This is a genomic window from Micromonospora sp. WMMD975 (assembly GCF_029581215.1).
In the GTDB taxonomy this organism is placed as follows: Bacteria; Actinomycetota; Actinomycetes; order Mycobacteriales; family Micromonosporaceae; genus Micromonospora.
The window spans coordinates 3,438,716-3,462,983 of sequence record NZ_CP120739.1; the positions used below are offsets into that span (position 1 = coordinate 3,438,716).

Sequence of the window (24,268 nt, forward strand, 5' to 3'; positions counted from 1 at the left end):
GTCAGATGATCGCGGCGAGCGCGGTGAGGATCTCCTCGGCGGTGCGACCCGAGGCTCCGCCCTGCGCCAGGCGGGCGGTGCCGCCGCCGCGCCCGTCGAGGGTGGCCTTGACCAGGTGTACGGCGCCGAGCGGGTCCGGCGTCGCCGCGGTGGTGGCGACGACCAGTCGGGTGTTGCGTGGCGCGGACGCGGCGACCGCCACCACGCCGGGCTGGTCCTGGGGTAGCGCGGCGCGGATCAGCTCGGCGAGCTGCCGTGGGTCCTCGCCGTCGGCGGCGACGACGGCGACGTGGCGGGTGCCGTTGATGCGTACCGCGTCGGCGGCGAGGCGTCGGGCGCGCTGCGCGGTGAGTTCGCGGGTGAGCTGGTCGGCGCGGCGTTCTGCGGTCTTGGCGCGGCCGAGCAGCGCGCCGATGCGTTCGGGTAGGTCCTCGCGCGGTGCCTGCAGCTGCGCGGCGAGCTGGGTGACGAGGTCCCGTTCCCGGGTGAGGTAGCGCAGCCCGTCGAGGCCGACGACCGCCTCGACGCGGCGGTGACCGGCGCCGACGGACGACTCGCCGGTCAGCGCGAGCAGGCCGATCTGGCTGGAGTGGGTCACGTGGGTGCCGCCGCACAGCTCCCGGGACCAGGCGCCGCCGATCTCGACGACCCGGACCTGCTCGTCGTAGGTCTCCCCGAACAGGGCCAGGGCACCTAGGTCCCGGGCCCGGGTCAGCGGCATGACCTGCGCGGTGACCGGCAGGTCGTCGCGCAGCGCCTGGTTCGCGACGTCCTCGACCTCGCTGCGCGTGGCCGGGGACAGGCCGCCGGGCCAGGCGAAGTCCAGCCGCAGGTAGCCGGGCCGGTTGTAGGAGCCGGACTGCAACGCGGTCGGGCCGAGGACCTGCCGCAGCGCGGCGTGCAGCACGTGGGTGCCGGAGTGCGCCTGTCGGGCACCGAGGCGCCAGCTCGCGTCGACGCGCGCGGTGAGGCGGGCGCCGACCGTCAGGTGCCCGGCGGTGACGCGGACCTGGTGGGCGACGAGCCCCTTGACCGGGCGCTGCACATCGATCACCTCGCCCGCGCCGTCGGGGCCGGTGAGGTGCCCGGCGTCGGCGGCCTGTCCGCCGGACTCGGCGTAGAACGGGGTGACGTCCAGGACCACTGTGGCGATCTGTCCCTCGGACGCGACGGGCACCGGTTCGCCGTCGGCCAGGATCGCCACGATCGTCGACTCGGTCGTCAGGTCGGTGTAGGCGCGCCAGTCCGTCAGGCCCGCCGTGTCGACGATCCGCCGGTAGGCAGACAGGTCGGTGTGCCCGGTCTTGCGGGCCTGCGCGTCGGCCTTGGCCCGGCCGCGCTGGTCGGCCATCAACCGGCGGAAGCCGTCCGCGTCGACCTGGAGGCCCTGCTCGGCCGCGATCTCCAGGGTCAGGTCGATCGGGAAGCCGTACGTGTCGTGCAACTGGAACGCCTTGTCACCGGAGAGCGCCGGCTTGCCCGCCGACTTCGTCTCCGCGATCGCGGTGTCCAGGATCGTGGTGCCGGCGCGCAGCGTGGCCAGGAACGCGTCCTCCTCCGCGTACGCGTACTGCGAGATCCGGCCGAAGTCCTCGGCCAGCTCCGGGTACGACGGGGCCATGCAGTCCCGCGCCACCGGCAGCAGCTCCGGCAGCGCCGATTCCTGGTAGCCCAGCAGGCGGACCGACCGGATCGCCCGGCGCATGATCCGCCGCAGCACGTAGCCACGCCCCTCGTTCGACGGGGTCACCCCGTCGCCGATCAACATCAACGCGGTGCGCACGTGGTCGGCGACCACCCGCAGCCGCACGTCGTCCGGATGCGACTGGTTGGCCGCGTGCCCGGAGTGCGCGCCGTACCGCTTCCCGGTCAGCTCGGCCGCCCGGTCCAGGATCGGCTTGACCTCGTCGATCTCGTAGAGGTTGTCCACACCCTGCAGCAGCGAGGCCATCCGCTCCAGGCCCATGCCGGTGTCGATGTTCTGCGCCGGCAGGTCGCCGAGGATCGGGAAGTCCTCCTTCCCGGTGCCCGGCCCCCGCTCGTACTGCATGAAGACCAGGTTCCAGAACTCCAGGTAACGGTCCTCGTCGACCTCCGGACCACCCTCGCGGCCGTACTCCGGGCCCCGGTCGTAGTACAGCTCCGAACACGGCCCGCACGGCCCGGGAATGCCCATCGACCAGAAGTTGTCCGCCTTGCCCCGACGCACGATCCGCTCCGCCGGCACACCCGTGGCACGCCAGATGTCGTACGCCTCGTCGTCGTCCAGGTAGACCGTCGCCCAGATCCGCTCCGGGTCCAGCCCGAAACCGCCCGCCTCGACCGACTTCGTGGCCAAATCCCAGGCCAGCGGAATCGCCCCGGACTTGAAGTAGTCACCGAAGGAGAAGTTGCCGTTCATCTGGAAGAACGTGCCGTGCCGACTGGTCTTGCCGACCTCGTCGATGTCCGGCGTCCGCAGGCACTTCTGCACGCTCGTCGCCCGCTGGTACGGCGGCGTCTGCTGGCCCAGGAAGTAGGGCACGAACTGCACCATGCCCGCGTTGATGAACAGCAGGTTCGGGTCACTGATGGCGGGCAGCGGAGCGGACGGCACCACGGCGTGCCCGTTCGCCTCGAAGTGGGCGAGGAACCGCCGCTTGATCTCCGCCGTCCGCATACCACCCATCCCTTACTGCAACTGTTTGGCAATTGCATAGTATGGGCGACTGTGCAGACACCGACCGGCACCCCACAATCCATCACCCGATACGGCACCCCGGTGCTGCACCGCCGCTGCGCCGAGGTGACCGTCTTCGACGACGCCCTCGCGCAGCTCGTCGCGGACATGTTCGCCAGCATGTACGCCGCCCACGGCGTCGGCCTGGCCGCCAACCAGATCGGCGTCGACGCCCGGATCTTCGTCCTCGACTGCCCCGACGCCACCGGCGCCCACACCGTCGCCCACGTGATCAACCCGGTCCTGCACCTGCCCGAGCAGCGGGATCTCGTCACCGACAGCGAGGGCTGCCTGTCCGTGCCCGGCCAGTACGCCGAGGTCACCCGCCCGGCCACCGCCGCCGTTTCCGGCCTTGACCTGCACGGCCGGCCGGTGCGCATCGACGGCACCGGCACCCTCGCCCGCTGCCTGCAACACGAGGTCGACCACCTCGACGGCCTCGCCTACGTCGACCGGCTGCCCGCCCGCACCCGCAAACGCCTCCTCGCCGCCGCGGCCGAACACCCCGGCGTCGGCGTCGGACAGGACTGAGCGGTGCCGGTCGTCCTCGGCATCGAAACGTCCTGCGACGAGACCGGCGTCGGCATCGTCGCCGACGGTGTCCTGCTCGGCGACGCCCTCGCCACCAGCATGGACGCACACGCCCGCTTCGGCGGCGTCGTGCCCGAGATCGCCGCCCGCGCCCACCTGCACGCCATCGCCCCGATGGTCCGTCACGCCCTCGACCGCGCCGGCCTCGGCTTCGCCGACATCGAGGCCATCGCCGCCACTGCCGGCCCCGGCCTCGCCACCGCCGTACAGGTGGGCCTCGCCGCCGGCAAGGCCTACGCCCTCACCCTCGGCGTCCCCCTCTACGGCGTGCACCACCTGGCCGGCCACGCCGCCGTCGACGTCCTCGACCACGGCCCCCTCCCCGCGCGCAGCGTCGCGTTGATCGTCTCCGGCGGCCACACCAGCCTCCTACTCCTCGGCGACCTCGCCCGCGACCCCGTCGTCCACCTCGGCGACACCGCCGACGACGCCGCTGGCGAAGCCTTCGACAAGGTCGCCCGGCTGCTCGGCCTGCCGTACCCCGGCGGCCCGGCCATCGACGCCGCCGCCCGCCACGGCGACCCCACCGCGATCGCCTTCCCCCGTCCCATGACCGCACGCGTCGACCCGCCCTACCGGTTCTCGTTCTCCGGCCTGAAAACCGCCGTCGCCCGCTGGACCGAACGCCACCACGGCCCCCTGCCCGTCGCCGACATCGCCGCCTCCTTCCAGGAAGCCGTCGCCGACACGCTCACCCGCAAAGCCGTCGCCGCCTGCCACGACCACGACATCGACACCCTGCTGCTCGTCGGCGGCGTCGCCGCCAACAGCCGCGTGCGCACCCTCGCCGAACAGCGCTGCCACGCCGCAGGCATCACCCTGCGCGTCCCCGCACCCCGACTCTGCACCGACAACGGCGCCATGATCGCCGCCATCGGTGATCTTCTCGTCCGCGCAGGTGTGGGCCCGTCAGCGCTGACTCTCGGCGCCGACCCCAACGCCGTCCTGACCCGCGCCACGATTCCCGACGCCGTCTTGCAAGGGTGAGAACGACGCCCAGGTGGCCGGACTGCACGCCGCCCTGTCCGGCGGCGGCGTGTCAGCTCAACGCGAGGCGGACACCGAGAGCGATGAACGCGACCGCACAGAGCCGGTTGATCTGCCGCGACCACCGCTGGTCGGCCAACCGGCGGGCGAGCCGGCCGGCGCCCGCGCCGAGGGTGACGTCCACGGCGAGTTGCACGGTGACGAACAGGGCGCCGAGCAGGACGAGCTGCGCCGTGGCGTTGCCGGCGCCCGGATCGACGAACTGGGGCAGGAACGCCACGCTGAACAGGATCATCTTGGGGTTGAGCAGGTTCGTCACCAGACCCCGCAGGAAGGCCCGACCGGGCGACGCGCCACGGTCCGGACCGGTGACGGCCATCGGATCGCGGTGGCGCGCGGCCCGGACACCCAACACGATCAGGTACGCGGCGCCGGCCCATCGGATCGCCGTGAACAACGTCGGCGACGCGCTGATCACGGTGGCCAGTCCCCCGACCACCGCCGCCACGTGCACGGCCTCCCCCGCGGCGACGCCCAGCGCGGCGACGACGCCCGACCGGGCGCCGTAGCGGGTGGCGTTGGCCAGCACGAACATCATGTCCGGACCGGGGGTGACCATGAGGACGACGATCGCGGCGAGGTAGCCGGCGAGGGTCGCCACGGACAGTCCGAGCATCGCTCAGCCCTCCCCGGCGCCGTCGAGCAGCGCCCGCCGCAGCGACAGCCGATGCTCCCGCCGGATCCGCGCCTCCCGGTAGCGCCGCCGGTCCCCATCGGTCTCCGGCAACAGCGGCGGTACCGGACGGGGGTCGCCGTGATCGTCCACGGCCACCATCACCAGATGCGCCGTCGCCACGTCGACCGGCGGCACCGCCCGGTCCCAGCGGTCCGCGCTGACCTTCACCGCCACCTCCATCGAGCTGCGGCCGGCCCAGGTGATCCGGGCGTCGACGTGGACCACGTCGCCCACCCGGACCGCGCGCAGGAACGCGGTCTCGTCGATGGCGGCGGTGACCGCCGGGCCGTCGGAGTGGCGGGCGGCGACGACCCCGGCGACCGAGTCGATCAGGTTGAGGATCCGGCCGCCGTGCACCGTACCCATCAGGTTGGTGTGGTGCTGGTCCATGATCTGCGACAGGGTCAGGTTCGACGCCGACGGTGGTCGTCCGGCGAGCGTGATGGTGTCGGGCACTGTGCGGGTCCGTCCTCGATGCGGTGGACCGCCGACCGGAGGGCGCGCGTCGAGGGCACGCCGACGGATCGCGTACGGCGTGACACCCGCCCGACCCACCCGCGAGGTCGACGGCAGCGCGCACCGGTGGTGCGCGCGACGCGGGCAGGTCTTCGGACTCGCGGGCCGGACCGGGTTCGGTCGCCTACTGGCCGTCGCTTCCCAGGCCGGTGGCCCAGTGCTGATGACGGCGGTCGTTCCCACTCACCGCTGCGGGGCAGTCCCGGACTTCCACCGGGTTCCCTCTTACGACATCCGGCCGTCGCCGACCGGATGAACCAGCGCTGCCGCCATCGTAGCCAGTCGTCCGAACGTGGCCCGTGTGGCAGGTCGGGGCGGGTGACGCCGGTCTCGTCGCGTCCTGATCGGCGCCGTCGAGGTGTCCCGCGACTCGGACACGACCGCTCACCCGTCGCTCCGTCGTCGTACGATCGTGCGCGGTGCTGGTTCGCCTTCCCGCTTCGGCGGGTGGGCGTCGTAAGAGGGAACCCGGTGCGAGACCGGGACTGCCCCGCAGCGGTGAGTGGGAACGACCGCCGTCAACGAAGCACTGGACCGAAGAGGTCCGGGAAGCGACGGCCAGTAGGCGACCTCGTGTCATGCCCGCGAGTCCGAAGACCTGCCAGCGCCGCGCGCGCCGTCCGGTGCGCGCCGTCGGCGGCCTCTCGGGAGGGCCAGGGCGGAAAGCCGGTACGCCCGTCGTATCCGCTTCTCCCTCCCGAGAGGTCGCCAGGCACCTCGAGGGAAGGACCACCCGTGACAACCTCATTCGGCCAGAGCACCGTGCTCGGCTACCCGCGCATCGGCGCGCGCCGCGAGCTGAAGAAGGCGGTCGAGGCCTACTGGGCCGGCACGCTCGACGCCACCGGCCTGCACGAGACCGCCGCCGAACTGCGGGCGCAGGTGTGGCGGACGCTGCGCGACGCCCGCCTGGACGCGATCCCGTCGAACACCTTCTCCTACTACGACCAGATGCTCGACACCGCCGTCGCCCTCGGCGCGATCCCCCACCGGTTCGCCCGCCTCGGTCTCGACGAACTCGACACCTACTTCGCGATGGCCCGCGGCGTCGACACCGAACCGGCGCTGGAGCTGACCAAGTGGTTCGACACCAACTACCACTACCTGGTGCCGGAGATCGACCCCGACACCTCCTTCACCGCCCGACCGGCCAAGGCCCTGAGCGAGTACGCCGAGGCCCGCGCGCTCGGCATCACCACCCGCCCGGTGCTGATCGGTCCGGCCACGTTCCTGCTGCTGGCCAAGGGCGCCGACCCGTTCGCCCGCCTCGACGACCTGGTCGACACCTACGCCGGCATCCTCACCGCGCTCGCCGGGGCGGGTGTGCCGTGGGTGCAACTCGACGAGCCCGCCTACGTCGCCGACCGCACCCCGGCCGAAATCGACGGCCTGCACCGCGCCTACCGGCGCCTCGGCGACCTGCCGAACCGGCCGCGGATCTTCGTCACCACCTACTTCGGTGACCTCGCCGACGCCCTCCCGGCGTTGCTCGACACCCCGGTCGACGCGATCGGGGTCGACCTCGTCGCCGGTCCGGGGAACCTCGAACGGCTGGCCGGCGCCGGCCCGCTCGGCGGGAAGACGATCGTCGCCGGCCTCGTCGACGGCCGCAACATCTGGCGTACCGATCTGCGGGCCGCCGTCGCCGCCGGAGCCACCGTCGCCGCGTTGGCCGACCACGTCGCGGTGTCCACATCCTGCTCCCTGCTGCACGTCCCGGTCGACCTGAGCGCGGAGACCCGCCTGGACCCTCGGCTGTCCGAACGGCTCGCGTTCGCCCGGCAGAAGCTCGACGAGGTCGTCCTGCTCGGGCGCGCATTGCGCGACGGCACCACCGCCGTGCCGGCACCACCGCCGGCCACACCGGCGTCCTGGCGGCGCGACGATATCCGCGGACGCCTCGCCGCGCTACGCCCCGAGCACCGGCGGCGCGGCGACTACTCCGACCGGGCCGCCCGCCAGCAGCGCCGCCTCGGCCTGCCCGCGCTGCCCACCACCACGATCGGCTCGTTCCCCCAGACCCCCGAGCTGCGCGCGGCCCGCGCCGCCCGCCGGGCCGGCACCCTCGACGACGCCGGCTACACCGCGCGGATGCGCGCCGAGGTCGCCCACGTCATCCAACTGCAGGAGAACCTGGGCCTGGACGTCCTCGTGCACGGCGAGCCGGAACGCAACGACATGGTCCAGTACTTCGCCGAGCAGCTCGACGGGTTCGCCGCCACCGACCACGGCTGGGTGCAGTCCTACGGCACCCGCTGCGTGCGTCCACCCATCATCCACGGCGACGTCGCCCGCCCGGCGCCGATGACCGTCGCCTGGTCCACCTACGCCCAGTCCCTGACCAGCAAACCGGTCAAGGGCATGCTCACCGGACCGGTCACCATCCTCGCCTGGTCCTTCGTCCGCGACGACCAGCCGCTCGCCGACACCGCCGACCAGGTCGCCCTCGCCCTGCGCGACGAGTGCCGCGACCTGGAGACCGCCGGCATCCGCGTCATCCAGGTCGACGAACCCGCACTGCGGGAAACCCTGCCGCTACGCCGCGCCCACCAGCAGACCTACCTGGACTGGGCGGTCGGTGCGTTCCGGCTGGCCATCAGCGGCGTCGCCGACGACACCCAGATCCACACCCATTTGTGCTACTCCGAGTTCGGGGAGGTCATCGCCGCCATCGACGCCCTCGACGCCGACGTCACCAGCATCGAGGCGTCCCGCTCCAAGATGGAGATCCTCGACGACCTCGCCACCATCGGCTACCACCGCGGCGTCGGACCGGGCGTCTGGGACATCCACTCCCCCCGCGTACCGCCGCACGACGAGGTCGTCGACGCGCTGCGCCGCGCCGTCGCCGCGGTGCCCGCCCACCGGCTCTGGGTCAACCCCGACTGCGGCCTGAAGACCCGCGGCTACCCCGAGGTCGAGGCGTCCCTACGGCGCCTCGTCGCGGCGGCGGCCGAGGTACGGAAGGGCTGAGCGCGTCGCCGGGTGGCCGCACGAGAGCGGTCACCCGGCCTGGCCAGTTGGCGCGTCCGGGCCATCCCCCCGGGCACGGCCGGACGGCCCTGCCCGCACGGTCCCGCAGAAGTCGCGGGAACCGCGATCGGGTGGCCTCCGACTATCGGGATGTCGGGTGAGCGCTGTGGCGCGACACGGGGAGGCCACGCGTGGAGGTTCAGGTGAGAGGCGAAGCCCGGCACGACGCGACGGCCGGATGGACGGGCGGGCAAAGGAACTGCGGGCCACCCACCGGGCACAGGCCGGTCGAGTGAGCGCCGCCGCGGTGACATTCCGGGCCGTCACCTGCCGGTACGGCAGCAGGACCGCGGTGGACGCGGTGGATCTGGTCGTCGACCCGGGTGAGCACGTGGCGTTGACCGGCGCCAACGGCTCCGGCAAGACGACCCTGCTGCGCGCGGCGCTCGGCCTGCATCCCCTGGCCGGCGGCGGTGTCGGCGTGGACGGGTTCGAGGCGCGGCGCGGCGCGGAGTGGGCTCGGCGCAGGCGGGAGGTGGCCTGGGTGCCGCAGCGCCTCGCCGCGGGCCGCTTCCCGCTGCTGGTCGACGAGTTGCTCGACAGCGGCGGCGGACCCGGGGCCGCGCGGGACGCCGCCGCCGGTCTCGGTGTCGCGGGGCTGGGCCGCCGCCCGCTGCACACCCTCTCCGGAGGGCAGTTGCAGCGGGTGTTCCTGGCCCGTGCCCTCGGCGCGGTCGCGGCCGGCGCCCGGGTGCTGTTCGCCGACGAGCCGACCGCCGCCCTGGACTTCGACGGGCAGGAGCAGGTTGCCGCGCTGCTGGCCGCGTTGCCGGTGACGGTGGTCGTGGTGTCCCACGACCGGGCGATGTCCCGTGCCTGTGACCGGGTGGCCGAGATGGCCGCCGGCCGGCTGCGGGTGATCTGAGCCGTGGACCAGATGCTCGATCTGCTCAGCCTTCCCGCCGTGCAGCGCTCCGGGATCGGCCTGCTGATCGCCGCCGTCGGCCTGCCGGTCGTCGGGGTGTTCATCATCGGGTTGGACATCATCGCCGTCCGCTTCGCGATGATGCACGTGGCATTGCTCGGCATCGCCGTCGGCCTGCTCACCGGCCTGGACCCGATGCTGTGTGGCCTGGCCGCCTGCGCGCTCGCCGGAGCGGGTGTCGCGCCGCTGGCCCGACGACCCACCGGCCTGCCGGGGGCGATGGGTCTGCTGATGACCTTCGCCATCGCCGCCGCGCTGCTCGTGCTGTCGGTGTCCGGCGTCAACGCCACCGGCGCGTTCGAGCTGTTGTGGGGGTCCATCCTCGCCACCCGCGAGGTCGACCTGGTGGTGCTCGGCGGTCTGACGGTGATCGTCCACGTCCTGTTCTGGCGGTGGCGGCGGCACCTCGCGCTGCTGTTGTTCGACCGGGAGTTGGCCCTGTGCTCCGGAGTCGCCGCCGGACCGCTGCTACTCGCCCTGCTCGTGGTCGTCGCCGTGGCCATCGGCGCGTCGATCCGGCTGACCGGGGCGCTGCTGGTCGACGCCCTGACCATCCTGCCCGCCCTGGGCGCCCGCAACCTCGGCCGGTCCCTGCGTTCGATGGTGGTGTGGGCAGTCGCGCTCGGCGTCGTCGGCAACGGCGCCGGGTTCGCCGCCGCGCTGCTTCTCGACCAGCCTCCCGGGCCCGTCCTCGTCCTCGTCGCCGGGACCCTGACCCTGCTCACCTACCTGATTCCCGAAGGAGCACGTGATGCGATCGATCCGGGCCGCCGCGCTGAGCGCGGTGGCGACCCTGTCCCTGCTGGCCAGCGGATGTGGCAGCACTGACGACCCGGCGCCGGCCGGTAGCGGCGGCGCGTCGACGGCGGTGAAGGGGCCGAGGGTGGTCGCGTCCACCACGTGGGTCGGCGCACTCGCCAAGGCCGCCGGCGCCACCGATATCACCGTCGTCGCGCCGGCCAGCGTGCAGCACCCGCCGGACTACGACCCGAAGCCCAGCGACCTGAGCGCCGTCGTCAGCGCCGACTACATCCTGTTCGCCGAGTTCGACGGCTTCGCCGCCCGCCTCAAGGACGCCGCGGGCGGCGGGGGCAAGCTGGTGCCCGTGCAGTTGGAGAACACCCCGACGGCGATCACCGCGGAGGTGACGCGACTCGCCGCGATGTTCGGCACCCAAGCGGCCGCGAACACCTGGACCTCCTCGTTCACCACCGAGTACCAGACCCTGTCCACCCGGGCCAAGACGGCGGCTGCTGGCCGGGCGACCGCCGTGTCGCACGTGTTCATGGCCTACTGGGGCGACTTCGCCGGCATCCCGGTCGTGGGCACCTACGGACCACAGCCGGTCACGCCCAGCCAACTGGCCGACCTGACCGGTAAGAAGCCGACGCTGGTCCTGGCCAACGCGCACCTGCCCGGCGCCAACCCCGACATCGCCGGCGCCGCACGCGTCGACATCGTCAACTATCCCGGCGCCGACCTCGACCTGCTCACCGTCTTTCGGACCAACACCGAGCGGCTGACCGCGGCGCTCAAGCCCTGAGAGGCTGGCCCGGCGAGGGCTGGTGAGGGCATCGCGGACGTCCTCACCAGCCCTTGCGCAGGCGGTGGTGCGCGCAGGCGTCCGGCGACACCCCGGACCCGCTGGGGCCGCCAGCGGATGCGGAGCGCTCGGTGTGACGTCAGCCGGCGCCGACGAACCGGTCCGGTGCTTCCTTGAACTGCCGCTCGCACCAGGATCCGCAGAAGTACCAGCGGACGCCGTCGTGCTCGGCCGTGCGGGAGGTGTCGGGTGACACCGGCATCTCGCACACCGGGCACAGCGGCCGGTCCGGTGCGCTTTCCGGGCTCCCGGCGAACTGGCTGTTGCTGCCCGGGTGCATCCAGCCGGTGCCCTGGTATTCGAGTTCGGTGGCGGTCTGCCGAGCGACGTCCCGGCCGAAGTATCGTTCGACGATTCGCAGTGCGAGGTCGATGCCACTGGTGAGCCCGCCGGCGGTGGCGATCCTGCCGTCCTCGACGTAGCGGCGGCCTCGGACGACGGTGACGTCCGGGAAGGCGGCCCGGAGCGCGGCGTAGCCGCCGTGGTGGGCGGTCGCGGTCCGGCCGTCGAGCAGGCCAGCCTGCGCGAGCACGAACGAGCCGTTGCAGACGGACATGGTGACCGAGGTGTCCTGGTGGACACGGCGCAGCCACTCCAGCATCCCGGGGGCCAGTTTCCCGGTGTCCATGGCGGGCACCACCACGATGTCCGGCGTCGGCGCACTGTCGAGATCGTGGCCGGGCGCCAGGACCATGCCGGCGGAGATGCGGACCGGATCGGTCGTGGCAGCCACCGTGTAGAGCGTGAACGGGTTGCGCCCGTCGGCGAGGTGGACGTACTCGAAGACGCCCCACGGCCCGGCGAGGTCGACGAGTTCCGTTCCGGGAGAGATGAGGAACGCGACAGTGATGTCACCCGTCGCGGGAGGGTCGAGCGGTGCGGTGAGCCGGCCGTCAGGTACGGGCTGCTCGTCGGCCGGTTCGGATTCGTCGAACGTCGTGCTCATGGTGGTGCCTCCGTTCGGGGATGAGACGCCGCGCGTCACTGGGTGCACGCCGTGGACCTGCGGCCAGGCGTTCCGGGCCGAGCCGCCGGTGTCGCCGGACGGCCCAGCCCGGAATACCGGTGTCGTCTCCGCTCAGCCGGTGGCCTGGACGGCGTCGCTGATCCGCTTGACCGCGACCGCGTTCAGCGGCCCGAGATAGAAGCTGTCCGACACCGACGTGTAGGTCTTCGTCTTCGACGCCGGCCACTGCGGGAACTGCTTGAACAACTGCTCGGCGTACGTCTTCGCGTCGTCGCTCGGCTGGTAGAGGCCGATCACCAGGACGTCCGCGTTCGCGGCGGCGAGGGCCTCGGCGTTGATCGCGGCGAGTTGCTGGTCGGTGCGGCCGGCGAACACGTTGACGCCGCCGGCCCGGTTGACGATGTCGTCGAAGATCCCGCCGGCGAACACCGTCGGCACCTTGAGCCCCATGGCCGCCGACATGCCCGGATAGACGACCAGCACCCGCTTGCGTTCGCTGGCCGGCGCCGGGAGCGCGGCGAGCGCGGTGCGGGTGTCCTGCACGATCTGCGCCGCCTTGCCCTGCACGTCGAAGACCAGCCCGAGCTGGGTGAGCAGGTCGAACGACGACTCCACCGACCGCTTCGCGTACGTCGTGACGTCCTGCGGTCGCGGTGCGGTGGCGCCGTTGGCGCAGTTGGACGGCGTCACGAAGCTGTTGACACCGGCCTTGCCCAGCTCGTCCCGGGAAATCGAACCGATCTTGTTGTCGAACCCGCCCGCCCAGGTGGAGATGACCAGGTCCGGGGACTGGGCCAAGACCTGCTCGCGGGGCACCTCGAAGTTCTGGTTGATCTTCACGCCGCCGGTCGGGATGGCATCGATCTTGGCCACCATGGCCGGGTCGTCGGACACGCCGTAGCGCTGGCTGTTCGCCACGATCCGGTCCTGCACCCCGAGTGCGATCAGGGACTCGACCTCCGCGACCGACGCCCCGTTGAGGAGCACGACCCGGCGCGGCGCCTGGGTGAAAGTGACCTCACGGCCGCAGTTGTCGATGGTCAGCGGATAGGTCGTCCGCGCCCCGGGGGCAACGGACGCGCTCGATGCCGCGGTCGGCGCATCCGCCACCTTCGTGCCGGAACAGGCCGCGAGCGCCAGGACGCCGCACAGGGCCAGCACTGCCCGGACGGGACGGGAGTAAGAGTCAGGAATCAGCGGCGGAACGGCTCGTACCATGGGTGGACTGTTACTCCTCTGTCGGTGGCACATGGGGAATCGGTCGGTCGTCAGGGTCAGACGGTGCCGAAGAAGCTCCGCAGTGGAGGGAGCCGGCGGATCAGGAACTGGTCCAAGGCGAGGACGATCAACAGGGACAAGCCGAACAGGGGCAGGAAGACACCGAGTACGACCATCGCGCCGAGCAGGGTCCAGTTGCCCCAGACCGGAAGTTTCGCCCGGGGCGCGGCAAGGCCGGAGGCGGTTCGGCGACGGGTCCACCACATCATCGGACCGGTGACGCACATGAAGATCACCGCGAGGCAGAAGAACGTGGACAGGACCGTGTTGAGCGTGCCGAGGCGTCGCCCCTCGTGCAGCGCGATGCCCTGGGAGACGACCTTCGCCGCGGCGCTGTAGTCGTCGTAGCCGTACTGGCCGACCACGTCGCCGCTGTACTGGTCGACGTGGATGGTCCGCTCCTTGCTGACGTCGGACTCGGCCGGGTTGCCGACGTTGTACCACTGGCTGCTCATCACGCTGAACACGCCTTTGTCGCCATCCGGATACATGATCAGGTACGGGCCGGGGGCGCCCTGGGTCTGCGCGGCCGTGACCGCCTTGTCGATGGAGATCGGGGTGCCGGCGCCGGTGCTGGTGCCCTGCGGGGCGTTGCCGGCGGCCCATCCGGCGGGAGCGGACTGGCCGTCGGTGTCCTCGATCTGCTGGCGGATGGTGGACTCCGCGCCGGGATCCTCACCCCAGAGCCCGGAGCCGCCCTGGACGGCCACCTGCTGGGCCTTGGCGCCCCAGAATCCGGTCCACGGCAGGCCGGAGATCACCAGCAGCAGGATGCCGAGGCCGACGGGAAGTCCGACGAGGGCGTGCCAGCCGCGCAGCCGCGCGCCGCGCTTGCCCTTGGCCTGTGCGCCGCTGCGGGCGCGGCGGCCGAGGAAGAAGATGATGAACCCGGTGATGGTCAGCACGATCGCCCAGGAGGCGCCGAGCTCGACGATGCGGTCGCCGGCGCCGTCCTCGCCGATGAGCAGGTCGCCGTGGATGCGCTCGGCCCAGGTGGAGACGAGCTGGTCCTGGCGGAGCTCGCCGGTGACGGTGGAGGTGTAGGGGTCGACGTAGATGTTGGTGCTGCCGCCGTCCTCGAGCCCGGCGACAAAGAGGGTCGCCCGGTCACCGGCGCCGTCCTGCACGGACAGGATGGGGCGGTCCGGGAACGCCGCGCGGACGGCGGCCTCCTGGGCCGACAGCGCCGTGCGTTCGGCGCCGTCGGTCACAGACACCTTCAGCACGCCGGGATGGGTCAGGGAGTCCACCTCGTCGCGGAACATGTAGGTCATGCCGGTGACGGCGAGGCAGAAGAGCACCGGGATGACGATCAGCGATCCGTAGAAGTGCCAGCGCCAGAACGCGGCGAACCAGTTGGTCCTCCTGGGCCTGGCCGGTGACGACGGCGCCTCGGCGGGGGGCGGCGTGGCGGTTTCGGTGGCGGTCAAGGAGGTCGCCCCTCTCGGTCGGCGTCGTTTTCTTTTTCCAGATCGGCTGGCTAGGTTGTAGTCGTGCTAGAGGCCCCGTGGGTTCCCGTGCTGACGGCTGTGTTCCTGGCGACCGGCCTGGTCTGTGCCGCCGGTCTCCTGATTCGCAGGCGGGGATCCGCCGGCGACCGGGAACTCACCGACGTCGATCTGGTTGACATCAGTCACGGCGTGATGAGCGCGGCGATGATCCTCATGCTGTGGGTGCTGGTCGAGGGCGTGGTCGCCTGGGCGCAGGTCGCCATCTTCGCGATCCTCGCCCTCTCGCTGCTGCCCGCCTACCGGCGGGCGCGCGCCACGTCGGGCCGTGTCGACCTGCTCGGTCACATGGCGATGGGCGTGGCGATGATGTGGATGCTCGCGGCGATGCCGACGCTGATGTCGGAGATGGCCGCCGGCGGCACTGGCTCCGGACACTCGCACGGCGGGGGCAACGCCGCGGCGGGGCCGACGGCGACACCGATGTGGGCGGACGTGGTGAACGTCGCGTTCGTGGTGCTCGCCGCCGGTACGGCGCTGTGGTGGCTGTACCGCGCCGCGACGGTGGCCGGCCACCGGCTGCACCTGGCCAGTTACGCGGCCATGGCCGGGGGCATGGCGACGATGCTGGTGCTGATGAACGGTTGACGCGCCCCGCTCACATGAGCAGCGTCCGCCAGTAGAACCAGAACTCGATGCCGATCAGCACCGCGATGACCAGGTACCACACGGCGAGCCCGACGGTGTGCAGCCGCACCAACGCCGTCGACGCCGCCGGCGCGGGCAGGTGCCGGTGGTGCAGGTTGTGCAGCGTGACGTACCAGAAGATGGCGATCGTGACGACCCAGACCACCATGCAGTACGGGCACAGTGCGCCGATGCGGTAGACGCTCTGGTAGATCAGCCAGTGCACGAACAGCACACCGAACGTGGCCCCCACCTGGAGGCCGAGCCAGCACCAGCGGGGCAGCGTGACGCGGGCCAGGAGCAGCACCCCGATGGTGGTGACCACGCTGAAGCCGACGATGCCGAGCAGCGGGTTGGGGAAGCCGAAGGCCGACGCCTGCGGCGTGACCATGACCGAGCCGCAGGACAGGATCGGGTTGATGCTGCACGACGGGCGGTACGCCGGATCGGTCAGCAGGTTGACCTTCTCGATGGTCAGCGTCAGCGCGGCCAGCAGCCCGACGCCACCGCCGACGGCCAGGATCCACGGCACGATCCGGGCGGCGAACGGCTCCCCGCCGGCGGCCGGCCGGTCACCCAGGTCCGGCGCGACGCGGGTGTCGGCGCTCACTCGCTCAGCGCCGCGTCGACGGCGTTCTTGAGCGCGGCGTACGTCGCCGGGCCGTCGAAGCGTTCACCGTTGAGGAAGAACGTCGGGGTACTCTGGACCCCGGCCGCGGTGCCGTCCTGCTGGTCCTGCCGGATGCGGTCGGCCGTTGACGCGTCGGACACGTCGGCGCGGTAGCGGGTCATGTCGAGGCCGAGCTGCTCGGCGTAGCCGGCGAAGACGGCGGACTGGTCCTGCTGCTGGTTGCCCCAGCTGCTCTGGGTCTGGAACAGCTTGACGTACATCTGCTCGAACTTGTCCTGCTTGCCGGCGGCCTCGGCGGCCCGGGCGGCGTTCTCCGCGTTGGCGTGCACCGACAGCGGGAAGTTGCGCACCACGTAGGTGATCCGTCCGGCGTACTCCGTGCGAAGCCGCTCGACCTGGGGGAACGCCTGCCCGCAGGCGGGGCACTCGAAGTCGAGGAACTCGACCACTGTGACCCGGCTGTCGCCGGCGGTGCTGATCCGGTGGCTGTCGGCCCGCACCAGGCGCTCGGCGGAGACTTGCCCGGCCTTGCCCGACTGGCGCTGCACGACCACGAACAGCGCGGTGAGGCCGATCAGCACCACCGCGAGCAGCCCCAACGTCAGCTTGGTGTTGGTGCTCATGCCGCGCTTCTGCATCGCGCGGGCCGCTTTGCCACCGGCCCGCCGGTCGCGCTGGGAGCGGCGCTCCGGCGTGGCGGCGGATCGCGGATTGTTCGGGCGGGTCTTCGGCATCGTCCCAACCTTCTCGACGGTCGTCAGTCCGTGCCGGAGTCCGGGTGCGGCACGCCACCGTAGATTGGTCGCTCGGCGGCGTCCGCGAGTTCCCGCGGCCGGTCAGGTCCGGACCGTGGTCGCCATCAGCGAGCGGCCCCCGCTCCTGGTGCTCACCTCGAAGCGCAGCGTCCAGGACCGGCCGGCGGCGAGACTGGCATTACCGAGCGCGGTGCGGCTGGTCAGGGGCACCACCGCCACCCCGGTGGGGCGGTCGGTGGTGGTGTCGTGTGCGGTCGCCGCCCACCGGACCACCTCGTCGTCGCCGCCCGCGCCGCGCCAGCAGAGATGGAGGAACAGGCCGCTGGTGTCGCGCCGGAGCCAGGCGTCCAGGGTCTGTCCCCGGTCGCTGATCGTCACCGACGTACGGCGGGGACAGAAGTCGCGGTCGGCGGTCGGACGCGCCGCGGCGGCGGGCAGCGCGGCGGCGGTCACCGCGGCGAGCAGGACCACAGCCGTGCCGATGATCAGCGGCCGCGAGCGGCGCCGGGGTCCGGACGCGCGGATCGTCTCCCCCGCGTGATTCGGACGCGCCAGTGGACGCAGCACGTGTTGGGGCGGTCCGGCCGTCTCCTGGTGGTGCACGGCGAGTCCGGGAGCTGTCCGGCGCCCGGCCGGTCGTGGCCGCTCCCGGAGGCTCTTCGCCGTCGCGCGGGTCCGGTTCCGGCCGGCGGCGAGCGGGACGATTCGGCAACGCGTGCCCACCGCGGCGCTGACGGTGACGAGTCCGCTGTCTGCGCCGGTCGGTTCGAGGCCGAGGTCCGGTGGTTCGTCGTCCGTTCCGCCGCGGTCCACGGTCCGCATGAGCACAGCGGCGAGAACGATCATGGCCAGGAAGATCGCGAGGCTGGTCACGACAGCCGCCGTCGGGCCGCCGTGACGGGATCGTAGGTAGGGGTCATGCCCGTCCGATCGGAGCAGCCGGCCCATCATCGCGGCCGGAGGGACTTCTCTGCTCGGTTAGTCCGCGTCGGGTGGGCAATAGTTCCCGCCAGTCGTCGGCGTCCGGGCGGTGGCCTGCGTACCGCTCACAGCAGGGTGACCGTCGCGGCGGCCATGCCGGCGGACATGAGCAGGTGGCTGCCCACGACGCCGGCCCGGCCGAGCAGAGCCCGACCCTGCGGCACCCGGAGCGCGGCGACCAGCCGGAGCGCCCAGACAGCCGCCGCGCCGGCGAGCAGCACCAGCAGCACGACGGTCAGTGCGTCCGGCAGGCCGGTGCTCTCCCACCCGCCACCGCCCGCGTGCGACTCGTGCGGGCCGTGGTGACCGGCATGGTCGGCCATCCGCAGCAGCATCCAGGTCATGGCCGCGGCCATGACCACCTCATGGCCGAGTTCCGTGCGGGTGCCCGGGGTCGCCGGGCCCAGCGCGGCGCGGGCCGCGAACCCGCCGCCGAGCAGGAGGAACAGCGCGGCCTGCACACCGGTTCGGTCCCAGCCGACGCCGACCCACGCCATGGCGATCATCGCGGCGCTCATCGCGAGGTGGGTCACCTCCACCAGCCAGGCCGTCGGACCTCGAAGCGCACGGCGTCGTACCCCCTCGACCCAGCACCGGGCCAGGCAGTGGACGCCGGTCGCGACGAAGGGCACCGTCAGCACCCACCGAAGCCAGAGCACCTCGACCATCTGTTGCACCCTCCCCTGTCCGACGGGTTCGGCAGACAGGTCGGTCACGCGGTGGGGTCCGGTTCCCGGCGGGTGGCTACTTCGTCCGCGCCGTCCGGTCGGTGGAGGGCAGCCGAAAATTGCGCAGCCGGAGGCTGTTCGAGACCACGAGCAGGGACGACAGCGCCATCGCGGCGCTGGACACCAGTGGGCTGAGCAGTCCGGCGGCGGCGATCGGCAGGGCTGCGACGTTGTACCCGAACGCCCACCCGAGGTTGCCGTGGATGGTGCGCAGCGTCCGCCGGGCCAGCACCACCGCGGCCGGCACCGTCCGCAGATCGTCCCGCACGAGGATGATGTCCGCCGCGCCGATCGCCACGTCGGTTCCGGTCGCGATCGCCATGCCGAGGTCGGCGCGGGCCAACGCCGGAGCGTCGTTGACGCCGTCGCCGACCATCGCGACCGAGCGGCCGGCACGCTGGAGTCCCTCGATGACCGTCGCCTTATCCGCCGGCAGCACCTCGGCGATGGTCTCGTCCACGCCGATCTCGGTGGCGACCGCGGCCGCCGTCGCCTGGTTGTCCCCGGTCAGCAGCACGGTCCGCAGCCCCGCCGCCCGCAGTCGCGCCACCGCTGGCGCCGCGCTGGGCTTGACCGTGTCGGTCAGCGCCAGCGCGCCCGCCACCGCTCCGTCGACCGCCACGAGGACGCAGGTGCAGCCCTTGCTCTCCCAGGCCGCGCGCCGGTCCCGCACGTCCTGCGCAAGCAGGATGCCGGAAGATTCCACCAGTCGGGGCGATCCGACCAGTACGGGCCGGCCCGCGACGACGCCGCAGGCACCCAGGCCGGGCAGCGCCCGGAAGTCGTCCGCCTCGGGCAGGTCGCCGACCTCGGCGCGGGCGTAGTCGGCGACGGCCCGGGCGATGAGGTGTTCCGCGGCGTTCTCCACCGCTCCGGCCTGGGCGAGCAGGCTCGCGCGCGAGGTGTGGTCGGCGACCCAGAGGTCGGCCACCACCATCCGGCCGGTGGTCACGGTGCCGGTCTTGTCGAACACGACCGTGTCGATCGAGCGAGCCGACTCCAGCGCCTGGTGTCCCTTGACGAAGATGCCGAGCTGGGCTCCCCGGCCCGACGCGGCCAGCAGGGCCGTGGGGGTGGCCAGGCCCAGCGCGCACGGGCAGGCGATGATCAGGACGGCCAGCGCGGTGCCGATGAACCGCTCGGCGGGCGCCCCGGCGAGCGCCCATCCCACGCCGGTGACGATCGACAGGGCGATGACCGCCGGTACGAAGACGCCGGACACACGGTCGGCGACACGCTGGACGTCGGCTTTGTCGGACTGGGCGCGCTCCACCATCCGGACCAGCTGCGCCAGCTGGGTGTCCCCGCCGACCCGGGTGGCGCGGACACGCACGCGGCCGGTCAGCACCGTCGTCCCGCCGGTCACCGGTTCGCCGGGGCCGACCTCGGCGGGGACCGACTCGCCGGTCATCGCGCTGGTGTCGATCGAACTCGCGCCGGAGAGCACCACCCCGTCGGTGGCCACCATCTCGCCGGGGCGCACGACGATCTCGTCGTCGACGCGCAGGTCCCCTGCCGGCACCCGATGCTCGACGCCGTCGCGCAGCACGGTGGCGTGCTTGGCGCCGAGACCGGCGAGGCCGCGCAGGGCGTCGCCCGCCGCCCGCTTCGCCCGCGCCTCGAAGAACCGGCCGGCCAGGACGAAGATGACCACGCCGGCGGCGACCTCGAGATAGATGGAGCCCTCGGGCTGGAAGAGCAGCCCCCAGCCGCCGGCGTGGTGATCCTCGCCCCGGTCGCGTCCGAAGATGGTGTAGAGCGACCAGAGAGTCGCCGAGATCACCCCCAGCGACACGAGGGTCTCCATCGAGCTGGTGCGGTGCCGGGCGGCGGCGATCGCCCGCCGGTGGATGGGCCAGGCGCACCAGGTCACGACCGGCAGCGCCAGCGCCAGCAGCACCCACTCCCAGCCGGAGAAGCGGATGCTCGGTACCAGGATGAGGGTGATGGACAGGTCGGCGAGCGGCACGCCGACCAGCAGCGCGACGATCAGCCGCCGCCACAGGTCAGCGACGCGAGCGTCCTCCTCGTCCGCGGGGTCGGCGTTACGGACGGGAGCCGCCCGGTAGCCGGCCTTCTCGACCTTGGCGATCAGGTCCGCAGTGGGGACCGGCTTGACCAGCCGGACCGTGGCCCGATCCGTCGCGTAGTTGACCGTCGCCTCGACGCCGTCGAGCTTGTTGAGCTGGCGTTCGACCCGGGCCGCGCACGCTCCGCAGGTCATTCCGGTGATGGCTAGTTCGACACTGTTCGGGGTGTCGGTGACAGTCTTCAACTCTGCCTCGGTCTCTGGTCGGGGCTGGTCGCGTGTCGGGTGTCCCGGCGTCGCGCGCCCGCCGACGTGACCTGCGGTCGGCGGCCTCGAAGTGATCGAACGTCTCCGTGTGCTTCCGTCGGGCCGGCCTGACCCGGGCGTGGGAGACGCGCTGGCCGAATCCTACCGCTCGTAGTATTCGCTCCGTCGAGGGTCCACGAACTACCGGGCGGTCATCCCTCGCGAGCGCGTGCGGAATCGCGTTCCGCCATCCGCGCCAACCAGTCGTTGTAGGCGTCCAGCGCCATGTCGTCGTCGTCCACGTCGCGGCGCAGCGACACGTCGGGCCGTCCCGGCGACGCCGTCTGGTAGCGGGCCATGTTATGCCGGCGGGCCGCCTCGATCCAGCGCAACCGGGCGCCGGCGCCGCCGAGGTTGCGGACCCAGGGAATCGCGGCGATGACCACGAAGACCATCATGATCGCGTCACCGGCCACCCACATGATGGCTCCGCCCCAGTGCACGTCGGTGAGTAGGTCCGGGCCCCAGCCCGGGTAGTGCCGCGCGTAGGCGGGCCACGGGGGCGTGGTGGTCATCAGCAGTGCGACGCCGGTGAACGTGTCGATCGGCATGGAGAAGAGAATGATCACGATCTTGATGGGGCGGGACAACCGCCACCGGATGGGCTCGTCGCCGAAGCCGGAGAGCAGGTAGAGGTAACCCACCGTCAGGTAGGCCAACTCCTCGGCCGCGTCCACTGCCGGGTTCTCGATGCTGAGCGTGTTGAACGAGGTCAGGTGGGTGATCACCACGATCGCCGCGTAGGCGGGAACGGCCACCAGCGGACAGGTGAGCACCGTGACCACGGGTGAGCGCAGCACCCGCTTGATCCTGGTGTGCCAGGGATTGCGGGTGGAGTGCAGGGCGAGGATCAGCGGTCGTCCGAGGATCAGCAGCACCGGGGCGATCATGATCAGCAACAGGTGTTGGATCATGTGGATCCAGAAAAACGCGTCGTCATAGGTGCCGATGAGACTCAGCCGGGCGACGACGATCACCCCGAGCCCGGCGTAGAAGCAGGCCGCCCGACCCCATGGCCACGGCCCCGCCGGATGGGCGGCGCGCACCCGGAGCACTCCCCAGGCGTACGCGGCGGCAGCGGCGGCGACCAGCGCCAGGGTGATAGGTTCGGCGCTCCAGGTGGAGACGGCGTCGCCGATGGTCGGTGTCGAGTAGGTCATCTGATCTCACGATCGCTCGTGTGCCGGGTGAGGAATCTCGCCGCCCGCGGCCGAGACGCGACAGCCAGCCATCCCTCGACATTCGATTCGGTCAGGACGCTACCGGGAGAGGACTGTCGGTCAGCTGATGGGTACCGAACTGGAGGACGCGCCGTCGCGTGAGCGCCCGAGCCGGCCGACAGAGCGGCGCGTCGCCGCCGGAGCCCCGCTCCCCCGCTGGTCGCGTGGCAGATGGGTGTGGCTGGCCGGCGGCGGGCTCGCGGTGCTCGCGATCGGCCTCGCCGTCCAGGCCGGCCTGGTCGGTCAACCGTACGCGGCCCTGGGCGTGGCCGACCCGGGTCAACTGGCGCGCACCTGCGCCGCACTGTTCCGGCTGCTGGCCACGGTCAGCGCGACCGTGTGCGTCGGCGCGCTGGTCTTCGCGACGTTCCTCACCCGGCCGCAGCCCTCCGGCGTCGCCTCGCCGGCCGGGTACGCCGCGCGACGGACCGCGGCGCGGGCGGGCGCGGTGTGGCTCGCGGCCGCGCTGGTCCTGGCACCGGTCGACGCCGCGGACAAGGCTGGCCTCCCGTTGTCCCGGGCGCTGCGACCGGACGCGTTCCTCGTCCTGGTCGACGCCCTCGGCGCGCCGAGGGCGTGGCTGGTCACCGCCGGCTGCGCGGCGGTGGTCGCCGTCGGCGCCGCGCGGGCGTTGCAGTGGCGAACCCACGCCGCGTTGCTCGTGGTGGCCGTGATCGGGCTGCTGCCGCCGTTGACCGTCGGCAGTTCCGCCTCCCAGGACGGGCACGACCTGGCCACCCTGGCGCTCATGATCCACGTGGTGGCCGCCGCGGTGTGGGTCGGCACGTTGCTGGCGGTACTGCGGGCCCGCGGCGGCCGCGGCGAGGAGGCCTGGCGCCGGTATCGACGTCTCGCCGCGGTCTGCGCGGTGCTGGTCGCCGCCTCCGGCCTGCTCGACGCCGGCATCCTGGCCCCCGGTACGACCGCCATGACCAGCGGGTACGGCGCCGTGGTGCTCGCCAAGGTCGCGGTCCTGGCCACCCTGGGGCTCCTGCTCGTGCGGCTCAGCGGGCGGGTCGGCCGGCCCGTCACCGGATCCGGGTCGGTGCTGCGGCTGGTCGCCGCCGAGCTGATCCTGCTCCTTGTCGCGTACGGGCTGTCGGTGGCCCTGACCCGGCTGTCGGCGCCGAAGTTCCTACTCCGCCAGCCCACCGGGCACGAGACGCTGCTGGGCTACGAGCTGACCGACGCGCCGACCGCGCTGGTGCTGCTGGGGCAATGGCGATTCCATGTGCTGTTCGCGCCGGTGGCGGTCGCCCTGGGAGTCGGCTACCTCGTCGCGGTCCGCCGGCTGCGCCGTACCGGGATCCGGTGGCCACTGGGTCGCAGTCTCGCCTGGAGCCTCGGCTGCCTGGCGCTGCTGGTGGTGTCCTCGTCCGGGCTGGGCCGCTACGCCCCGGCCATGTTCAGCCTGCAGACCATCTCTCACATGCTCTTGGGCATGCTGGTGCCGCTGCTGCTGGTCCTCGGCGCGCCGTTCACCCTGGTGGTGGCAGCCCTGCCCGCCGCGGCGGACGGTCGGCTGCCCGGTCTGCGCGAGTGGGCCGAGGCGCTACGCACCGGCATCGTGGCCCGGCTGCTGACCCACCCGCTGGCCGGCACTGTGGTGTTCGCCGGGGCGCCGTTCCTGCTCTACTTCACCGACCTGTTCGGCTTCTCGATCCGCTATCACTGGGCCCACACCGCCGTGCACACCGTCTTCCTGGTGATCGGCTTCGGGTTCGCCTGGCTCGTGGCCGGTGTCGATCCCCTCCCCCGCACCACCCCCGGGCTGTTCCGCCTCGGCGCGCTGATGGCGGCCATGCCGTTGTGTGTGGCGTTCGCGGCGGCGATCCTCAACAGCGGCGACCTGATCGGCAACGGTGCGGCCAGCGGGAACCTCTACACCGGACTGGACCTGCCCTGGGTGCGGGACCTCGCCGCGGATCAGCGGCTCGGCGGCTACCTGGCGCTGGCCATCGGTGAGACGTGCATGCTTCTCCTGCTGGCCATGCTGCTGTGGCGGTGGGGGCGGCACGGCGCGCGGGGCCAGGCCGAACTGATGGGCATGGACCTCGACGCCGACCCACTCGGTGACGCCCTCCCGCGGGTCGGTTCGCCCCACAGCGGGTGAGCCGGTTACGCCGCG

At 72.3% G+C, this 24,268-nt stretch carries 20 protein-coding genes and 2 riboswitches; of the genes, 8 read left to right on the forward strand and 12 right to left on the reverse strand.

Translation table 11 applies throughout. The features are described 5' to 3' along the window. Position 1: 1 nt before the first annotated feature. Positions 2-2,659: an alanine--tRNA ligase gene (gene alaS / locus O7613_RS14750; RefSeq protein ID WP_282289038.1), complete on the reverse strand. Its 2,658-nt coding sequence runs from the start codon at positions 2,657-2,659 to the stop codon at positions 2-4. Positions 2,660-2,710: 51 nt separating this feature from the next. Between alaS and def the strand changes: the two genes are divergently transcribed. Both def and tsaD read left to right on the forward strand, forming a co-directional pair. Beyond that, the gene (gene def / locus O7613_RS14755; RefSeq protein ID WP_282289039.1) at positions 2,711-3,250 is read left to right on the forward strand and encodes a peptide deformylase; all 540 of its coding nucleotides are present in this window, start codon (positions 2,711-2,713) and stop codon (positions 3,248-3,250) included. A gap of 3 nt (positions 3,251-3,253) precedes the next feature. After that, a complete protein-coding gene (tsaD, locus tag O7613_RS14760; RefSeq protein WP_282289040.1) occupies positions 3,254-4,297 on the forward strand; it encodes a tRNA (adenosine(37)-N6)-threonylcarbamoyltransferase complex transferase subunit TsaD in 1,044 nt (347 codons plus the stop codon). A gap of 52 nt (positions 4,298-4,349) precedes the next feature. Here the strand turns inward: tsaD and O7613_RS14765 are convergent, their stop codons facing one another. Together O7613_RS14765 and O7613_RS14770 are read right to left on the reverse strand one after the other, a co-directional pair. Further along, positions 4,350-4,973, reverse strand: coding sequence for a LysE family translocator (locus O7613_RS14765; protein WP_282289041.1), 624 nt, complete (start codon positions 4,971-4,973; stop codon positions 4,350-4,352). 3 nt (positions 4,974-4,976) lie between these two features. Continuing rightward, entirely contained in the window at positions 4,977-5,489 is a 513-nt protein-coding gene (locus O7613_RS14770; protein ID WP_282289042.1) for an acyl-CoA thioesterase, read from the reverse strand. Between the two features lie 125 nt (positions 5,490-5,614). Then, a riboswitch (cobalamin riboswitch) is annotated at positions 5,615-5,826 on the reverse strand. Positions 5,827-5,955: 129 nt separating this feature from the next. After that, positions 5,956-6,170: riboswitch (cobalamin riboswitch) on the forward strand. Positions 6,171-6,284: 114 nt separating this feature from the next. On the opposite strand from O7613_RS14770, the gene metE reads away from it, so the two are divergent. The 4 genes from metE to O7613_RS14790 all read left to right on the forward strand — a co-directional run bounded on the left by metE (position 6,285) and on the right by O7613_RS14790 (position 11,050). Further along, a complete protein-coding gene (metE, locus tag O7613_RS14775; protein WP_282289043.1) occupies positions 6,285-8,522 on the forward strand; it encodes a 5-methyltetrahydropteroyltriglutamate--homocysteine S-methyltransferase in 2,238 nt (745 codons plus the stop codon). 238 nt (positions 8,523-8,760) lie between these two features. Continuing rightward, positions 8,761-9,447: an ATP-binding cassette domain-containing protein gene (locus O7613_RS14780; protein WP_282289044.1), complete on the forward strand. Its 687-nt coding sequence runs from the start codon at positions 8,761-8,763 to the stop codon at positions 9,445-9,447. Positions 9,448-9,459: 12 nt separating this feature from the next. Further along, entirely contained in the window at positions 9,460-10,335 is an 876-nt protein-coding gene (locus O7613_RS14785; RefSeq protein ID WP_282294537.1) for a metal ABC transporter permease, read from the forward strand. Then, entirely contained in the window at positions 10,259-11,050 is a 792-nt protein-coding gene (locus O7613_RS14790) for a hypothetical protein (protein ID WP_282289045.1), read from the forward strand. Before O7613_RS14785 ends, O7613_RS14790 begins: the two co-directional genes overlap by 77 nt. A gap of 139 nt (positions 11,051-11,189) precedes the next feature. Here the strand turns inward: O7613_RS14790 and O7613_RS14795 are convergent, their stop codons facing one another. The 3 genes from O7613_RS14795 to O7613_RS14805 form a co-directional block, all read right to left on the reverse strand. Then, complete coding sequence (locus O7613_RS14795; protein WP_282289046.1) at positions 11,190-12,056, reverse strand: DJ-1/PfpI family protein; 867 nt, start codon at positions 12,054-12,056, stop codon at positions 11,190-11,192. Between the two features lie 132 nt (positions 12,057-12,188). Next, positions 12,189-13,238, reverse strand: coding sequence for an ABC transporter substrate-binding protein (locus O7613_RS14800; RefSeq protein WP_282289047.1), 1,050 nt, complete (start codon positions 13,236-13,238; stop codon positions 12,189-12,191). A gap of 113 nt (positions 13,239-13,351) precedes the next feature. Next, entirely contained in the window at positions 13,352-14,785 is a 1,434-nt protein-coding gene (locus O7613_RS14805; RefSeq protein WP_282289048.1) for a PepSY domain-containing protein, read from the reverse strand. Positions 14,786-14,872: 87 nt separating this feature from the next. On the opposite strand from O7613_RS14805, the gene O7613_RS14810 reads away from it, so the two are divergent. Further along, positions 14,873-15,451, forward strand: coding sequence for a DUF5134 domain-containing protein (locus O7613_RS14810; protein WP_282289049.1), 579 nt, complete (start codon positions 14,873-14,875; stop codon positions 15,449-15,451). 10 nt (positions 15,452-15,461) lie between these two features. On the opposite strand, the gene O7613_RS14815 is transcribed toward O7613_RS14810, so the two are convergent. The 6 genes from O7613_RS14815 to O7613_RS14840 all read right to left on the reverse strand — a co-directional run bounded on the left by O7613_RS14815 (position 15,462) and on the right by O7613_RS14840 (position 22,080). Beyond that, positions 15,462-16,070, reverse strand: a complete 609-nt coding sequence (locus tag O7613_RS14815) for a vitamin K epoxide reductase family protein (RefSeq protein ID WP_282294538.1) — start codon at positions 16,068-16,070, stop codon at positions 15,462-15,464. Between the two features lie 26 nt (positions 16,071-16,096). Further along, complete coding sequence (locus O7613_RS14820) at positions 16,097-16,855, reverse strand: thioredoxin domain-containing protein (protein ID WP_282289050.1); 759 nt, start codon at positions 16,853-16,855, stop codon at positions 16,097-16,099. Between the two features lie 102 nt (positions 16,856-16,957). Beyond that, positions 16,958-17,749 (reverse strand): hypothetical protein, encoded by a 792-nt coding sequence (locus O7613_RS14825; protein WP_282289051.1) that lies wholly within the window; start codon positions 17,747-17,749, stop codon positions 16,958-16,960. 173 nt (positions 17,750-17,922) lie between these two features. Then, a complete protein-coding gene (locus tag O7613_RS14830) occupies positions 17,923-18,525 on the reverse strand; it encodes a DUF5134 domain-containing protein (RefSeq protein WP_282289052.1) in 603 nt (200 codons plus the stop codon). A gap of 76 nt (positions 18,526-18,601) precedes the next feature. Beyond that, positions 18,602-20,860 (reverse strand): heavy metal translocating P-type ATPase, encoded by a 2,259-nt coding sequence (locus O7613_RS14835; RefSeq protein ID WP_282289053.1) that lies wholly within the window; start codon positions 20,858-20,860, stop codon positions 18,602-18,604. A gap of 212 nt (positions 20,861-21,072) precedes the next feature. Beyond that, on the reverse strand, positions 21,073-22,080 hold the full coding sequence (locus tag O7613_RS14840) for a cytochrome c oxidase assembly protein (protein WP_282289054.1): 1,008 nt from the start codon (positions 22,078-22,080) through the stop codon (positions 21,073-21,075). Positions 22,081-22,207: 127 nt separating this feature from the next. On the opposite strand from O7613_RS14840, the gene O7613_RS14845 reads away from it, so the two are divergent. Continuing rightward, on the forward strand, positions 22,208-24,253 hold the full coding sequence (locus tag O7613_RS14845; RefSeq protein ID WP_282289055.1) for a cytochrome c oxidase assembly protein: 2,046 nt from the start codon (positions 22,208-22,210) through the stop codon (positions 24,251-24,253). Positions 24,254-24,268: the final 15 nt, after the last annotated feature.

What these genes read in the sequence shown, in the direction of transcription:
- O7613_RS14790 (WP_282289045.1), top strand. Translation starts at nt 10,259, where the DNA reads ATGCGATCGATCCGGGCCGCCGCGCTGAGCGCGGTGGCGACCCTGTCC.
- O7613_RS14830 (WP_282289052.1), bottom strand. Translation starts at nt 18,525, where the DNA reads ATGGTCGAGGTGCTCTGGCTTCGGTGGGTGCTGACGGTGCCCTTCGTC.
- O7613_RS14785 (WP_282294537.1), top strand. Translation starts at nt 9,460, where the DNA reads ATGCTCGATCTGCTCAGCCTTCCCGCCGTGCAGCGCTCCGGGATCGGC.
- alaS (WP_282289038.1), bottom strand. Translation starts at nt 2,659, where the DNA reads ATGCGGACGGCGGAGATCAAGCGGCGGTTCCTCGCCCACTTCGAGGCG.
- O7613_RS14780 (WP_282289044.1), top strand. Translation starts at nt 8,761, where the DNA reads ATGGACGGGCGGGCAAAGGAACTGCGGGCCACCCACCGGGCACAGGCC.
- O7613_RS14795 (WP_282289046.1), bottom strand. Translation starts at nt 12,056, where the DNA reads ATGAGCACGACGTTCGACGAATCCGAACCGGCCGACGAGCAGCCCGTA.
- O7613_RS14820 (WP_282289050.1), bottom strand. Translation starts at nt 16,855, where the DNA reads ATGCCGAAGACCCGCCCGAACAATCCGCGATCCGCCGCCACGCCGGAG.
- O7613_RS14845 (WP_282289055.1), top strand. Translation starts at nt 22,208, where the DNA reads ATGGGTACCGAACTGGAGGACGCGCCGTCGCGTGAGCGCCCGAGCCGG.
- O7613_RS14840 (WP_282289054.1), bottom strand. Translation starts at nt 22,080, where the DNA reads ATGACCTACTCGACACCGACCATCGGCGACGCCGTCTCCACCTGGAGC.
- O7613_RS14765 (WP_282289041.1), bottom strand. Translation starts at nt 4,973, where the DNA reads ATGCTCGGACTGTCCGTGGCGACCCTCGCCGGCTACCTCGCCGCGATC.